This is a genomic window from Caballeronia sordidicola, assembly GCF_002220365.1.
GTDB classification, from domain to species: domain Bacteria; phylum Pseudomonadota; class Gammaproteobacteria; order Burkholderiales; family Burkholderiaceae; genus Caballeronia; species Caballeronia sordidicola_C.
In genome coordinates, this window is record NZ_MTHB01000029.1 from 54332 (window position 1) to 68611 (window position 14280).

At 61.1% G+C, this 14280-nt stretch carries 12 protein-coding genes and 1 pseudogene; 10 read left to right on the forward strand and 3 right to left on the reverse strand.

The annotated features are described in order from the left end of the window. Window positions 1-39 precede the first annotated feature (39 nt). The 6 genes from BSU04_RS04525 to BSU04_RS04550 all read left to right on the forward strand — a co-directional run bounded on the left by BSU04_RS04525 (window position 40) and on the right by BSU04_RS04550 (window position 8023). Window positions 40-2313, forward strand: coding sequence for an LPS-assembly protein LptD (locus BSU04_RS04525; RefSeq protein WP_256982151.1), 2274 nt, complete (start codon window positions 40-42; stop codon window positions 2311-2313). Between the two features lie 95 nt (window positions 2314-2408). Then, entirely contained in the window at window positions 2409-2699 is a 291-nt protein-coding gene (locus tag BSU04_RS04530; RefSeq protein WP_089159474.1) for a sensor histidine kinase, read from the forward strand. A 25-nt stretch (window positions 2700-2724) separates the two neighbouring features. Beyond that, complete coding sequence (locus BSU04_RS04535; protein WP_218827230.1) at window positions 2725-3504, forward strand: class I SAM-dependent methyltransferase; 780 nt, start codon at window positions 2725-2727, stop codon at window positions 3502-3504. A 120-nt stretch (window positions 3505-3624) separates the two neighbouring features. Then, on the forward strand, window positions 3625-4332 hold the full coding sequence (locus BSU04_RS04540; RefSeq protein WP_089159491.1) for an ABC transporter ATP-binding protein: 708 nt from the start codon (window positions 3625-3627) through the stop codon (window positions 4330-4332). Continuing rightward, window positions 4329-6899 (forward strand): FtsX-like permease family protein, encoded by a 2571-nt coding sequence (locus tag BSU04_RS04545; protein WP_089159476.1) that lies wholly within the window; start codon window positions 4329-4331, stop codon window positions 6897-6899. Before BSU04_RS04540 ends, BSU04_RS04545 begins: the two co-directional genes overlap by 4 nt. After that, window positions 6899-8023: a lipocalin-like domain-containing protein gene (locus BSU04_RS04550; protein ID WP_089159477.1), complete on the forward strand. Its 1125-nt coding sequence runs from the start codon at window positions 6899-6901 to the stop codon at window positions 8021-8023. The genes BSU04_RS04545 and BSU04_RS04550 overlap by 1 nt, the downstream gene beginning before the upstream one ends. A gap of 166 nt (window positions 8024-8189) precedes the next feature. On the opposite strand, the gene BSU04_RS04555 is transcribed toward BSU04_RS04550, so the two are convergent. Then, complete coding sequence (locus BSU04_RS04555) at window positions 8190-8591, reverse strand: DUF3597 domain-containing protein (protein ID WP_089159492.1); 402 nt, start codon at window positions 8589-8591, stop codon at window positions 8190-8192. A 348-nt stretch (window positions 8592-8939) separates the two neighbouring features. Here BSU04_RS04555 and BSU04_RS04560 point away from each other — a divergent pair, with 348 nt between their 5' ends. From BSU04_RS04560 to maiA, 3 genes are all read left to right on the forward strand, one after another. Then, window positions 8940-10409, forward strand: coding sequence for an MATE family efflux transporter (locus BSU04_RS04560; RefSeq protein ID WP_089159478.1), 1470 nt, complete (start codon window positions 8940-8942; stop codon window positions 10407-10409). 303 nt (window positions 10410-10712) lie between these two features. After that, window positions 10713-10988: a hypothetical protein gene (locus tag BSU04_RS04565; protein ID WP_089159479.1), complete on the forward strand. Its 276-nt coding sequence runs from the start codon at window positions 10713-10715 to the stop codon at window positions 10986-10988. Between the two features lie 204 nt (window positions 10989-11192). Then, a complete protein-coding gene (maiA, locus tag BSU04_RS04570; RefSeq protein WP_089159480.1) occupies window positions 11193-11855 on the forward strand; it encodes a maleylacetoacetate isomerase in 663 nt (220 codons plus the stop codon). Between the two features lie 184 nt (window positions 11856-12039). Here the strand turns inward: maiA and BSU04_RS04575 are convergent, their stop codons facing one another. Next, window positions 12040-12957, reverse strand: a complete 918-nt coding sequence (locus BSU04_RS04575) for a LysR substrate-binding domain-containing protein (protein WP_089159481.1) — start codon at window positions 12955-12957, stop codon at window positions 12040-12042. Between the two features lie 140 nt (window positions 12958-13097). Between BSU04_RS04575 and BSU04_RS04580 the strand changes: the two are divergent. Then, a pseudogene (locus BSU04_RS04580) lies at window positions 13098-13940 on the forward strand (NAD(P)/FAD-dependent oxidoreductase); the annotation flags it as partial. Window positions 13941-13943: 3 nt separating this feature from the next. Here BSU04_RS04580 and BSU04_RS04585 read toward each other — a convergent pair. Next, window positions 13944-14280: transposase (locus BSU04_RS04585; RefSeq protein ID WP_144021119.1), on the reverse strand; the 337-nt coding region annotated here is incomplete at its 5' end.

The following is a 14280-nucleotide window of genomic DNA, read 5'->3' on the forward strand; positions in this document are numbered from 1 at the left end:
CCGCGCATGCGTCATATCGCCGTTGCGGCGGCGATAGTCATGTCCCTCGCACCCTCGCCCGCACGTGCACAACTGAGCGGCGCAGCGGCACAGGCGGGGCCGGCCGACCCGCCCTGGGGCCTTAGATTGGCGCCGGAAATGACGGAGCATCCGTTGCCGGCTAACACGTCTGCGGCAATATTCGGCATCGCCGATGCGGCAGACGGCGACGAGGACCGCGACCTCTCGCTCAAGGGCCACGGAGAGCTTCGGCGCGACGCGACCATTGTCAGAGGCGACGCTGTTCACTACGACATCGACCGCAACGTGGTCGATGCGTACGGACACGTGCGTATAGTCGACAACTACGACGTCTTTGCCGGTCCCGAAGCACATCTTCAGGTCGAGGCGAACGAGGGCACCATGACAACGCCGAGCTATCACTTCAATCTGACAGGCGGCTCGGGGAGCGCCGACAGCATCGACCTGATCGATAACGAACGTTCAGTCGTGCATCACGGCACGTACACCGCGTGCCAGTGCGAAACTGACCCCGCCTGGTATCTCAAGGCGGCAAGTTTCGACATGGACCAAGGGTCGAACGAAGGCATTGCTCACAATGGCGTGCTGTTCTTCCAGGGCGTGCCCATCTTCGCGAGTCCGTGGTTGTCGTTTCCGTTGTCCAACGCTCGCCAGAGCGGCTTTCTCCCGCCGACCTTCTCGCTGAGCTCGACGAATGGATTCGACCTCACAGTGCCGTACTATTTCAATATTGCGCCGAACTACGACCTGACGGTGACGCCGCGCTACATGTCAAAACGCGGCGCAATGTTGACAACGAATTTCCGCTATTTGTCGCCCACGTATTCGGGCTCGGTCACTATCGCCTATCTGCCCGACGATGCGCTGACCAAGACCAACCGTTATTCGATCAACATCCAGCACAACCAGAACTTCGGCGACGGCTTAGCTGCGTATGTTAACTATTCGCAGGTGTCGGACGTCAACGTCACGACGGACCTGAACTCGAATACCGCATCGCTGGTCAATGGGCAGGACATTTTCCAGCAGGAGGCTGGGGTGACTTACAACAACGGTCCATGGTCAGTGCTGACGCGGGTGCAGCGCTGGCAATCGTTCAGTACCGCGCCGCCCTACAACCGGGCGCCGGAACTGGACGTCAAATACAATCAGTACAACGTGGGCGGATTTGATTTCGGCGCCGAGGCTGACGCCACGCGCTTCACTATTTCAACGGCGGACTCCACGGAGGGCAGTCGTCTTACGTTCAATCCATACGTCAGCTATCCATTGTCCGGACCGGGATGGTTCATCACGCCAAAGGTTCAGTGGCACTACGTGGCCTACGACCTGTCGTCGATCGGAAGCACAGCGCCAACCGGACAGCCCAAGAGTTTCTCGTTCAATGTGCCCACACTCAGCCTGGACTCGGGGCTCGTGTTCGAACGCAGCATTCGCCTGTTCGGAACGGACTATATCCAGACGCTGGAACCGCGCCTCTACTACGTCTATACGCCCTACCGGAACCAGACGTTCGCACCGGTCTTCGACACAGGTGAGGAGGACTTTGGACTCGCCCAGATTTTCACCGACAACACCTTCGTGGGCGGCGACCGGGTTGCCGACCTGAACCGTGTCACGGCTGCCCTGACGACTCGGTTCATCAACCAGGCGACCGGCGACGAACGAGCTCGCTTTGTGGTTGCGCAGGAATACTATTTCACTAATCCGCAAGTGACGCTGGATTCGGGCGCATCCGTGACCGACATTCGCGGCAGCGACGTCATTGTCGGGGCGTCGCTCAAGATTGGCCCGGGCTTTACGACCGAACAGGCCGTCCAGTACGACGAGCAGCGCAACCAGCTGGACCAGGGTACCTCCGGCTTCACCTGGAAGCCGGCGGACCGGGAAGTAATCAGCATTGCTTACCGGTATACCCGTGCCGATGAAGACCTTGACAACGAGGCGGAAAACCAGATCGTGGCGTCCGGTCAATGGCCACTGAGCCGCAAGCTTTACGCTGTTGGCCAGGCCAATTTCGACATGGTCGCTCATCGGCTGGTTGCGGGATTGCTCGGCGTTCAGTATGACGCTGATTGCTGGTCGCTCAGCTTCGCGGTGCAAAAATATACGAATGTGTCGACCACCACGACCGCTGCCAGCAGCGCTACTCGCGTCCTGTTGCAGCTTCAACTCAAGGGATTGACGAAGATCGACAACGGGCTGTCCGAGCAATTCAAAGCGAGCATTCCCGGCTACACACCATTGCCCTCACCGCCTGAGCCTGAGTCGCGGTTCTCGAATTACGAATGATGGGTGACGAATGACCACCTCGACGGTGTGCGCGTCCAGACGAACCCCACCTTCCCTGCTCCAATCGAATAATTCACGCGTGCACCGTAGGTCCGTTGCAATGCCGTCAGAAAGGTACGGCGGTCAAACCGTATTTCCGCGCGCAGCCGGGCAAAACCGAAGGGACCCGGCTGGGGCTGAGCATTGCGAAAAGCATCGCAATGGCGCATGGGGGCACGCTGGTGTTGAGCAAGCGAGCTCGCGTCTACCCGCGCCAGAAACCCGTGGAGATCGATGGTTCCCGCACCTTGAAAGTAGCAAAAATGACGTTGGTTTGCATGGTAAATCAAGCTGCGATTGCTTATCCTGTTTCCAGTTTCCAGACAACGCCGTATGGGATCAATTGAACAGGAGCACATGATGAGCAAGACAATACATGGCGTGCATCACGCCGCAGCGGACGGCTACGCGACAGCAGAAACGGCGGATACCTATGTGCGCGGCCGGCCGGACTATCCGCCGGAGATCGGGGACTGGTTACGTGATCAGCTCGGGCTGCGCGCCGGGACCACCGTCGTGGATCTCGGCGCGGGCACGGGAAAATTTACACCGCGCCTGATCAGCACGGGCGCCAAGGTGGTCGCAGTCGAACCCGTGGCCGCGATGCTCGGCAAGCTGTCCGCAGCGCTCCCGCAAGTGCAGACGTGCGCCGGTACGGCCGAGTCAATCCCGCTTCCTGATGCATCGGTTGATGCCGTGGTTTGCGCGCAATCATTTCACTGGTTCTCGACCCACGCCGCGCTTGCGGAGATTCTTCGGGTCTTGAAACCGGGGGGCAAGCTCGGCATGATCTGGAATTTACGGGACGCTAGGGTGCCGTGGGTCGCCCGGCTCGACGCGATCGTGAATCGGGTGGAAGGCGACACGCCGCGTTATTACACTGGCGCCTGGCGTTGCGCGTTTCCTTTCGACGGTTTCGGCCCGCTCAATGAACACCAATTCAATGTCGGGCACACCGGTTCGCCCGAAGACGTGATCCTGAATCGGGTCCGCTCCATGAGCTTTATAGCGGCACTGGGCGCCGACGAGCGCGATAAAATCGATAGCGAGGTCAAGGCGTTGATCGCGGGTGAACCGCTGCTCGCGGGCAACGACGTGGTCACGGTTCCCTACGAAACCTCGGCGTTTTACGTCAAGAAGCTAGCACGCTAGAAGACGTTCAGGGTCCATAAAAGGAGTGGGCCGCAGTGAGCATGCCTTGCACGCGTGCGGCACTTCTCTGTCACAGTGGAGCACTGCAAGCCGGTTTCACTCACTGACGACCCGATCTTCATGACCCTTCGCAACAATGGCGTTCCTCCCGCACTCGAATGTCGCGGCTTGAGCAAAGCGTACGGCGCCGGCCGCGTGTTACTGGCAAGCCTCGACTTCTCGCTCGATCCGGGCGAATTCGTCGCGATCATGGGCGATTCGGGCGTCGGCAAGTCGACGCTTTTGAACCTGATCGCGGGCCTCGATCAAGCCGACAGCGGTGAAGTGCTGATCGACGGAACGTCAATTTCCAGTCTCGACGACAACGCCGCCACTCGCCTTCGGCGGCAGAAGCTCGGCTTCGTCTTCCAGGCATTTCACGTGCTGCCGCATCTCACGCTGATGCAAAATGTCGCGCTTCCACTCTTGCTCAATAACACACCCCCGGCCCGCGCGCTCGACTTGCTCGAAGCCGTCGGCCTGGGCGGCCGTGGCGACGACTTCCCACGGCAGCTATCGGGCGGAGAGCTGCAACGTGTAGCGATCGCCCGCGCGCTGGTGCACCGGCCCACGCTGATCCTGGCCGACGAACCCACTGGCAACCTGGACCCCGAGACCGCGCACGAAGTGCTCTCGCTGTTCCGTGCGGAAATCAAGGCGAACGGCGCCGCCGCCATCATGGTCACGCACTCCATGGCGGCGGCAGCGAGTGCGGACCGGATACTTATCCTGAGCGAGCATGGGTTGCATGCCGGGCAACCGGCGCGCTCGGCTGGTGAGCGTCAGTGAGCGGGCTCGAGACAGAACCCTCACGGCGCTTTGCAGGCGGCCGGCTACTCGCACGCTGGCTGCTCGGCGCGGAGTGGCGCAGTCATCCGGCTCGAGCGATTGTGGCGATAGCAACGATTGCGCTGGGCGTGGCGCTTGGCTACGCCGTGCAACTCATCAACAGTGCCGCATTCAACGAGTTTTCCGCGGCCTCCAAGAGTCTTTCCGGCGAGGCTGACTTACAGGTCCGAGGCGCGCAGCCCACCTTCGATGAAAACTGGTACCCGCGTCTCGCAACAACGCCGGGCGTAGCCTTAGCCAGCCCCGTTCTGGATCTGGACGTGACCGTTCCCGGCCAGACCGCTGCGTTGAAAGTGCTTGGCATCGACGTTTTCAGGGCGAGCCGCATCACGCCGGAACTGATCGGCGTGCCGTCCGTGCAGCGTCCGCTCGATACCCTTTCCGACGACGCGATCTTCCTCTCACCCGCTGCGCAACAGTGGCTTCACGCGGCCCCCGGTGATCACGTCGCGATGCTTAGCGGTACATCGATTATTCGTTTTCGGGTGGCCGGCGGTTTGGTCAGGACCCGGCCAGGACAACGCGTTGCGGTAATGGACATTGCCGCCGCCCAGTGGCGTTTCGGACTTGTTGGGAAACTCTCGCGTATCGACCTGCAACTGCAACGCGGCGTCGATCGGGAACGCTTTAAACGTGAGTTGCAAGATCGGCTTGGCAGTCAACTGGTCGTAGCCGAGACACGCGACGATGAGAACCGCACCGACCGTCTCTCGCGCGCTTATCGCATCAACATGAACGTGCTTGCGCTGGTGGCGCTTTTCACCGGCGCTTTTCTGGTGTTTTCCACGCAAGCGCTAGCAGTCGTCCGACGCCGCGCGCAGTTCGCGATGCTTCGCGTATTGGGCTATACGCGCGGCCAGCTGCTACGCCAGATCCTGATGGAAGGAGCGCTGCTCGGCGTACTCGGCTCCATGCTCGGCCTTGCAGTGGGCTACGCGCTGTCGAGCATCGCTCTGCGTTTCTTCGGTAGCGATCTGGGCGGCGGCTACTTTCCGGGCGTGCAGCCGCATGTCAGTTTCGAGCCTGTTGCGAGCGCCCTGTTTCTTGCGTTGGGTATCGGCGTGTCGGTGCTCGGCAGTCTCGTCCCGGCGCTGGAAGCAGCCCGCGCACGGCCGGCGGCAGCGCTCAAGGCCGGCAGCGAAGAAGGCGCGCTGGCGCGGCTGGCGACGCCGTGGCCCGCAGTCATTTGCCTCGCGGTCGCGGCAATACTGGCGCTCCTGCCGCCGTTATTCGATATCCCCATCCTCGGTTATCTGGCCGTCGCGCTGCTGCTGATTGGCGGTATCGCTTTGATGCCGCGTTGCACGGCGATCGTGTTCGCTGCGCTCAGCCGATCGCACGCGAAACGCCGTACGCGCGCCGTGACGACGCTGGCACTTGCCAGGCTCGCCAATGCACCCGGCCAGGCATCGATCGCCATGAGCGGGGTACTGTCCAGCTTTGCGCTGATTGTCGCGATGGCCATCATGGTCGCGAGTTTCCGTGTATCCGTCGATGAATGGCTGACCCACCTCCTGTCGGCCGACCTATATGTTCGAGTCGCGGCCAATGGCGACACAGCGAGCCTGAGCCCTGGCGAACAAACGACAATCGCCGCGACGCCCGGCATCGGGCGTGCCGCGTTCACCCGCACGTCGCATCTGACACTCGACCCTGCACGGCCCGCGGTGGCGCTGCTCGCGCGTGACATCGATGCAGCCGATCCGGGCGCCGCCATGCAGATGACCGGCCCCGTGCTTCCACCGTCCGCCCTGAAGGATGGCGAGACACCCATATGGGTGTCGGAAGCGATGGTCGACCTGTACCGCTACAAGCTGGGGCAAAGGCTCAAGTTGTCTATCGGCACGCACGGCGGGACGTTCGTCGTAGCCGGTGTGTGGCGCGATTATGTGCGGCAAACGGGAGCGATCCAGCTACGGCTCGCCGACTACCGACGCCTCACGGGCGACACCGGCGCCACCGATGCCGCCGTCACCGTGGACCGAGGTGCAAGCGTGGAAGGTGTCATCGCGAGCCTGCGCAAACTGCCCTTCGGTGCCGCCATGGAGTTCGCCGAACCCGGCGATATCCGCGCGCGGACGCTGACCATTTTCGATCGGAGCTTCGCGGTGACCTACCTGCTGGAAGCGGTGGCCATTGTGATCGGGCTGTTCGGCGTGGCGGCGACGTTCTCCGCGCAGACGCTTGCTCGTGCGCGCGAGTTCGGCATGTTGCGGCACGTCGGCGTGACACGTCATCAGGTGCTCGCAATCCTCGCGGCGGAAGCCGGCATGCTGACAGCGCTTGGTATTGCGGTCGGGTTCATCCTGGGGTGGGCAATCAGCCTCATCCTGGTGTTTGTCGTTAATCCCCAGTCGTTCCACTGGAGCATGTCAATGCATATTCCATGGCATGTAGTAAGTACGGTGGCCCTTGTCATGCTGATTTCATCGTGTGCAACAGCGGTGGTCGCAGGACGCAAGGCGGTTTCTCTCGATGCCGTGCGCGCGGTGAAGGAGGACTGGTAATGCGCCGTCTTCGACGATCCTTGAATCAGGCAAAGCGATGGGCCTTGATGGCGTGCGTTTTCTGCATCGCCAGCACATCGTCAAGGGCAGCCGAGTTCGCCACGGTCACGCCCGATCAGCCGCTTGTTTTTCCGCAAGACACAGGCGCGCATCCGGCCTTTCGCACCGAGTGGTGGTACGCAACGGGCTGGCTTGATCAACCGGATGGCAAGCCGCTCGGTTTTCAGATCACGTTCTTTCGTTCGGCGACCGGACACGATCCCGCGGATCCGGGTGCGTTCGCGCCGTCGCAGTTGATCATCGCTCATGCGGCGCTCAGCGATCCTTCACTGGGACGCCTCGTGCATGATCAGAAGATTGCACGTCAGGGCTTCGGCCTCGCTTATGCAAAGACCGGTAACACCGACGTCAAGCTCGACGCCTGGCATCTCGTGCGCGCAGCCGATGGTCATTACACCGTCACAGTGAATGCCGCCAATTTCACACTGGACCTGTCGCTCACGCCGACCCAGGAACCGCTACTGCAGGGCGAAAAAGGTTACTCGCGAAAAGGTCCGCTGGCCGCGCAAGCGAGCTACTACTACAGCGAACCGCAACTGCGCGTGAGCGGCAAGGTCACACGCGCTTCCAGCGGGAAGGGCGAACCTGGACTTGACGCAGCAGTTACCGGCTCCGCGTGGCTGGATCACGAATGGTCAAGCACGGTGCTTAGCAGCGATGCCACGGGATGGGACTGGCTCGGCGCCAATTTGTCGGACGGATCGGCGCTGATGGCTTTCAAGGTGCGCGGACAAAACGGCGGGACAGTCTGGTCTCACGCTGCGCTTCGTGAAGCGAACGGGCACGTTACTGCATTCGATGGGGACCAAGTCGACTTCGCGCCGCGTAGGACATGGCGCTCGCCACGCACCGGCACGTCTTATCCGGTATCGGAGACGGTCAGGACGGGCACGCTCACGTGGCAGCTCGATCCGTTGATGGACGATCAGGAACTCGACTCCAGCCAGTCGACTGGCGCGGTGTATTGGGAGGGAGCGGTATTGGTGAGTCGTGACGGTAAAACGTCAGGTCACGGTTATCTGGAACTGACAGGATATGGGAAGGCGCTGAAGCTGGAGAGGTAGTCACGAACTACGTTCATTCCACACCGCACGCGTCTAAAAACAATACGACACGCGCATAACGCTGCGCAGACTGAACAGTCGCGAGGTCATGCCGGCACGCCTGCCGTCTTGCCTTAGTTGCCAAGCGCCTGCGCGTGCCAGCCGTCGCCGCAAGGCGACGCCAAGCTTAGCCCTTCAGGCTGTCCGGCACCTTCCCGCCATTGGCCGCAAGCTGCTCCATCACGGCTTTGTGCAGCCAGATGTTCATCGATGCGGAATCGTTGGTATCGCCTGTATAGTGCAGCTCGCCGGCCAGTTCCTTGCGAGCACCGAGGCTGCTGTCGAGGCCGAGCAATTTCATCAGGTCGACAATTGATGTCCTCCAGTTCAATTGCTCCGACGTATTCGCCTGCATGCCGGTCAGGACTGCTTCAACATCCACCGGTTCTGCGGCCGCAGCCGGTGCTGCAGGAGCATCAGGCGCCGCGGTCGGGTCTGCCGCAGGGGGCGCGGCCGGATCGGCGGGCGCTGTATTCGCAGGATGGCTTGAAGGGAAAATCTTGCTCAGGATTGTGCCGAAAATGCTCATGATGTTTATCCCTTGGTCGACGTGAAGAAGGACGTTGTGAAGCAGCGCGTTCGCCGCTTCATGGAGCCGCTGCGCAAGGCATGTTCCCGCAACATTCAATGCAATGTTGCGAGTCCAGCGCACGGCCACCCAGACATTGTAGGCGATCGATCATCTTGAAAATGTCGTGACAGGGAGAAGCCGCCACGCGCGCAGGATACTGTTACCACGACAGGCGTTTTACGCTGCAATCGTTTCGTTTTCTACTCGTGAGTGACGTTTGACGATCATCCTTTCGCCCAGGGAAACAAACTTCATTCGTGCGATGATTCGCACACATGATGCGCATACCTCTAACCATGCACCTCCATGACAACAAAACGCCAGGTTGACTCCGCTCGCTTCGTACACGGCTCGACCTTGCGGCATGTCGTGGTCATGGCAGGAACCGGGGCGATTGGATTGATGGCCGTGTTCGCGGTCGATCTGGCTAATCTCTTCTATGTATCGCTGCTCGGCGACACGTCGGTTGCCGCGGCCGTCGGATTCGCCGGGACCATCAACTTCTTCCACACGGCCATTTCCATTGGCATGACCATAGGCGTGAGCGCAACCGTCGCGCGGCTGCTTGGTGCAGGCCAGCGGACCAAAGCGCGGCAGGTGGCATCGGCGAGTCTGGTGCTGATGATCGTCATCACCGTCATATTGAGCGCCGCCACGTTGCTCTTCCTCGACCCGATCCTCAACGCGCTCGGCGCGGCCGGCGAAACGCGCGTGATGACTGGCGGCTTCCTGCTGATCACCACGCCCACGTACGTGTTCCTCGCCATCGGCATGTGCACGGCCGCGCTGATGCGTTCCGTGGGCGATGCCCGCCGAGCCATGACCGTCACGCTGAGCGCAGCAGTCGTAACCGCGATCCTCGATCCGATCCTGATCTTCGGCTTTCATCTCGGGCTGACGGGTGCGGCCATATCGAACGATATTGCGCGGGTCGCGCTCGCACTTGTCGGCCTCTATGGCGCCACCCGGGTCAACGATCTCATTGCCCGTTTCCGCTTTGCGCGCTTGTGGTCCAACAGCCAGCCGGTCATGAAAGTCGCGTTGCCCGCCGTGCTGACCAACCTCGCCACGCCCGTTGCCAGCGCATATGTGACGCATGCAATGGCGCGGTTCGGCGCTGCCGCCGTGGCGGGGCAAGCGACCATCGACCGCATCACGCCCGTGGCCTTCGCGGTGATTTATGCGCTGACCGGCGCGGTCGGTCCGATCATCGCCCAGAATCTTGGCGCGGGCCGCGCGGACCGGATTCGCGAAACTGTCCGCAACAGCCTGGTATTCGTGCTGCTGACGGTCGCGGTTGCCTGGGTCGTGCTGGCGCTGGCCCAAGGCGGCCTGATCCGCGCGTTCTCGGCCCGTGGCGACACTGCCGTCATCATCACAGCGTTCTGTTCGTGGCTGGTGGCAAGTTATGCGTTCGTCGGCTGCCAGTTTGTCGCGAACGCGACGTTCAACAATCTCGATCGGCCATTGTTGTCGACTCTCTTCAACTGGGGGCGCGCGACAATTGGCACGGTGCCGTTCGTCGCGGCCGGGATGCAGCATGGACCTGTGGGCGTGATGATCGGACAGGCCGCCGGCAATGCCATCTTCGGCACGATGGCCATGCTGGCGGCGTATGTCGTGGTCAAGCGCTTGCCAATGGGCGATTGCGCCGCACTAGCGAGCAGGAGCAGCAACCAGCTTGAGCAGTCATTCGTCAATGTCCCCGCCGCGGCCGCAGGAAATACCATCGCGCCCGACGTGGAGTTAAAGGAACTGCCTCTCCAAGGTGGTTAGGCCCTTAAGCGGCCTAAACCATCTAAGCTGCCCACGCCGCTTGGCGTTTTTCTCTTTGCGGTCAAGCCTGATCCGAGCCTCTTTCATTAGCGTCATCACGCGCAATTTTCTTAACAAGTTCAGCTAAGGCGGTTGTATCCGATTGTTCGTTTTGCGCGGAATCACTATTCCCCTCTATCGGTACAATATTTCGATAGTGCGCGCATATACTCCATTCCATCGACGCAGCGCAGCAACCAGCAGGATCGCTGCGTAGCCCATGAAATGAAGTCACTGAGCCACTCATACGCATCGGAGCACATCATGAACAGGACCCTTATTGCATCGTTGTTAGTCGCCGTTTCCGCCGCCTTCGCAGCACCCGCATTTGCCAGTAGCGGTTATGGTCCGGCACCGTCTTATAACCCGCAAGTTGGCGCACCCTCTTCGCAACGCGGCCAAAGCGCACAAACCATTGCAGCGGAAAATGCGGTGAACAACTCCGATGCAAGCGCTTACGGTGGCGTGCAAAGCACCACTGCGCAATCCGGCGATCGGACTCAAGCTAACGACACACGTTCGCTTTTCTCCCATAACTGATCAAAGCCGAAGTTTGGCGCTTAGCAGCAAGCCGATGCCCGGCGAACTCAGGTTCGCCGGGCATCGGTGTTTGTGGACCTTGCTACCTTTCTGAGCTTCCCGACATTCAAGCTGCGGACGCAGGCTAGAGCACTTTGATGCATAGTTGAGAGCCGTCGACTTAGTCAACGTCGCCGCTACCGTCCACTACGAAGGAAGATCCTCATGTCAGAGCAAGCGCAATTCGAACTCTTCGCGTTCTGGCGCTCGTCCGCCGCGTTTCGCGTGCGTGTCGCCCTCAATTTGAAGGGCCTGAGCGCGCACGAACAAAACATCGATCTCGACGCAGGCGAGCAACGCAGCGCCGAATTCCTGAAAATCAGCCCGCTAGGATCCATTCCGGCGTTGGTTGCAAAAGGGCACGAACCACTCACGCAATCGCTTGCCATCCTCGAATTCCTCGACGAACTCCAGCCTTCGCCACCCTTGTTGCCGAGCGATTTATACGGTCGCGCACGAGTGCGGTCCATTGCCTCCATGTGTGCCGCCGATACTCATCCAATGGTCGTGCCGCGAGTGAAAAAGTATCTTCAGACAACCGGCGGATTCGACGATGCAGCGTGGCGCGCATGGCAAATCCGCTGGCTCGGCACGGGCCTGGCCGCGGTCGAAGAACGTTTGGCGGGCGCGCCGGAAACGGGCACGTTCTGTCATGGCGATGAACCTACCATGGCGGATATCTGCCTCGCGAGCATTGTCGCGGTGACGCGCGTGTTCAAGATCGCGATCCCTGATGTACCGACTATCGACCGGATCATGGCTACATGTGACCAGCATCCGGCATTCATGAAGGCCGATCCGAAACGGCAGGCAGGAGCGCCCGGGTAGAGCGTTCGTAGCGGAAATGAGGTGGCTTGCGGCGGTCTGCGGATCTTGGCCGCCGCACGTTGCTTCTCGTACTCGAAGGTGCTTCGTACCATTTGTCTGGCCGTCGTGCGTCCTTTCCAGAATCACTTCCGATACAAAATATCCGACGTCCGGACCAATCGACGAAACACCTCGCCGGGATAGGTCAGACAGTTGCTGCGAGACCTTGCAAGCGGGCCACTTCCATAGCCATCGTTTCGTTGGTCAACTCAAGGAACGCCTTCACCAGAGGATTCGGATGCTGCAGTTGAGGACAGACCGTGAAGCCGCGAAACATCACTTCCGGCGAGAACGGCCTGAACACGATACGGGCCGGATTGGTCTCGGAAGTGGCTAGCGGATTCACCACGCCCACACCCAGGCCGCGCGCGACCATCGCGCAAATGGTGGCGCCGTACGGCGTCTCGATCACTGGCGCCTGGTTCACGCCGGCTTGCCGCAACGCGCGATCGAGCGACGAGCGGGTGTCGTCGGCGTAGGACGGCAGGATGAGACTCTGATCCCTCAAGTCACGCGCATGGATCCGCTTGCGCGCGGTGAGCGAATGTTTGGCGGGCAGCGCGCAGACCCCGGCCAGCCGATACAACTCCGCGCTGGTCACGCCGAATGCATCAGGCGTCGTGGTGGCAAATCCGACATCGCAATAGGCCGACGATGCCCAGCGCTGGATCGTGCCCTCACTGCGCATTTCCAGCGACACCGCAATGCGCGGATACGCCGCAAGGAAGCGCTCGATCACAAGGGGTACGAACGATAATGCCAGCACCGGCGGCGCCACCAGACGCAGCCGGCCACTGCCGAACTGGCGGATCTCCCGCGCTGAATGCCCGAGCTTTTCGAGCCCCACGAAACTGCGGTCGACCTCGCGATAAAAAGCGGTGCCCGCATCGGTGGCCTGGATCCGGCCGCCGTTGCGTGTGAAAAGCGCCAGTCCCGTCGACGCCTCCAACTCCGCAATCAGGCGACTGACGCTAGGCTGGGAGGTGCCGAGTTCTTCGGCTGCGGCCGTCATCGATCCCCTCAGCATCACCAGCCTGAACGCTTCTATTTGCTTTTGGTTCATATGTGCCCCTTTCCCTTCTTTCACCCCGGTCCATATGGAAGCTTGTCATATCAAAAATGAATAGCAGACGTTTTTGGCCGTATTTGACCGGATGACGGAAGCGCTCCTAGACTGGTCGCACCTAGTCACTCCAGCGAACCATGCGAGCCGACGCACTGCTTTTCCACAATGACTTTCGTATCACACCGTATTGGTGGGACGCCGCGCCGCCCGAAACGTCGCGCGTCGCGTTGCCGCCCAGCGTGGATCTGGTGATCGTGGGGAGCGGCTATTGCGGGTTATCGGCGGCGGCGGAAGCGGCGCGGCAAGGTGCTTCGGTTGCCGTGCTGGATGCCGCCGAGATCGGCGCGGGCGGCAGCACGCGCAGCGGCGGCATGGTGTCGAGCGGGCAGAAACTGGCGCTGACCGACGCCATTCGCGGCGTGTCGGCGGAACGGCTGGGCCGCTTGATGGCGGAATCCATGGCGAGTTTCGACTATCTCAAGCACCTGATAGCGAGTGAATCGCTCGACGCCGATCTACAGATAACCGGCCGCTTTTTTGGTGCGTTCACCCCCGGGCATTTCGAGCGCCTGCGCCAGCAAGGTGAACTGCTGCGCGATAAAACCGGCGTAACCGTGCATGTGGTGACGCGTGCGGAGCAACGCGCCGTGGTGGGATCGGACTACTACTACGGTGGCATTCTCGTCGATGAATACGGCGGCTTGCATACGGCGAAATATCATCGCGCCCTGCGCGAGCTTGCACGGCGATGCGGCGCGAGCCTGCATTCGCATGCGGCAGTGGAGCGAATTGAACGGACCGGCGCGCGCTTCGCTGTCCATACAGCGCGCGGCAAAATTGATGTAAAGCAAGTGCTGGTCGCAACCAACGGTTATACCGGGCAGCTACTGCCCTTTTTCTCACGTCGCGTGCTGCCAGTGGCGAGCTACCAGATTGCGACAGAACCGCTGCCGCCAGGACTGATGGATGTCCTGAATCCGGCTCTATGCCGTTTTGAGTGGAACTTGACGGCCGGCGCGATAGCGTTTAATCCCTTGATCACGCGAGGCGGCGGGACGCAAAGGATTTTGCGGCAAATGTTTTAGCCTGGACATGCGGAGGTAGGCGATGGCCACGAAGTTCTTCACGGTTCGAAATCCGCGCGCGGCCCGCTTGGTTTGTTGGAGCATGCCATTCATCGCCTCGACATAGGCATTGCTGCGACCGTCGAGCATGCCGCGCACGACGCCCGGCAGGCGCTCCTTGAGCGTCGTGGCCAGCCGCCTGAACGGCTCAAGCCGACAACGCGTCGCCCATGAGATCCAGCCCTTGAGCATCTCC

Excerpts from the sequence above, each read along its gene's own strand:
- BSU04_RS04525 (WP_256982151.1), top strand. The coding sequence starts at position 40 with ATGTCCCTCGCACCCTCGCCCGCACGTGCACAACTGAGCGGCGCAGCG.
- BSU04_RS04540 (WP_089159491.1), top strand. The coding sequence starts at position 3,625 with ATGACCCTTCGCAACAATGGCGTTCCTCCCGCACTCGAATGTCGCGGC.
- BSU04_RS04550 (WP_089159477.1), top strand. The coding sequence starts at position 6,899 with ATGCGCCGTCTTCGACGATCCTTGAATCAGGCAAAGCGATGGGCCTTG.
- BSU04_RS04555 (WP_089159492.1), bottom strand. The coding sequence starts at position 8,591 with ATGAGCATTTTCGGCACAATCCTGAGCAAGATTTTCCCTTCAAGCCAT.
- BSU04_RS04560 (WP_089159478.1), top strand. The coding sequence starts at position 8,940 with ATGACAACAAAACGCCAGGTTGACTCCGCTCGCTTCGTACACGGCTCG.
- BSU04_RS04565 (WP_089159479.1), top strand. The coding sequence starts at position 10,713 with ATGAACAGGACCCTTATTGCATCGTTGTTAGTCGCCGTTTCCGCCGCC.
- maiA (WP_089159480.1), top strand. The coding sequence starts at position 11,193 with ATGTCAGAGCAAGCGCAATTCGAACTCTTCGCGTTCTGGCGCTCGTCC.
- BSU04_RS04575 (WP_089159481.1), bottom strand. The coding sequence starts at position 12,957 with ATGAACCAAAAGCAAATAGAAGCGTTCAGGCTGGTGATGCTGAGGGGA.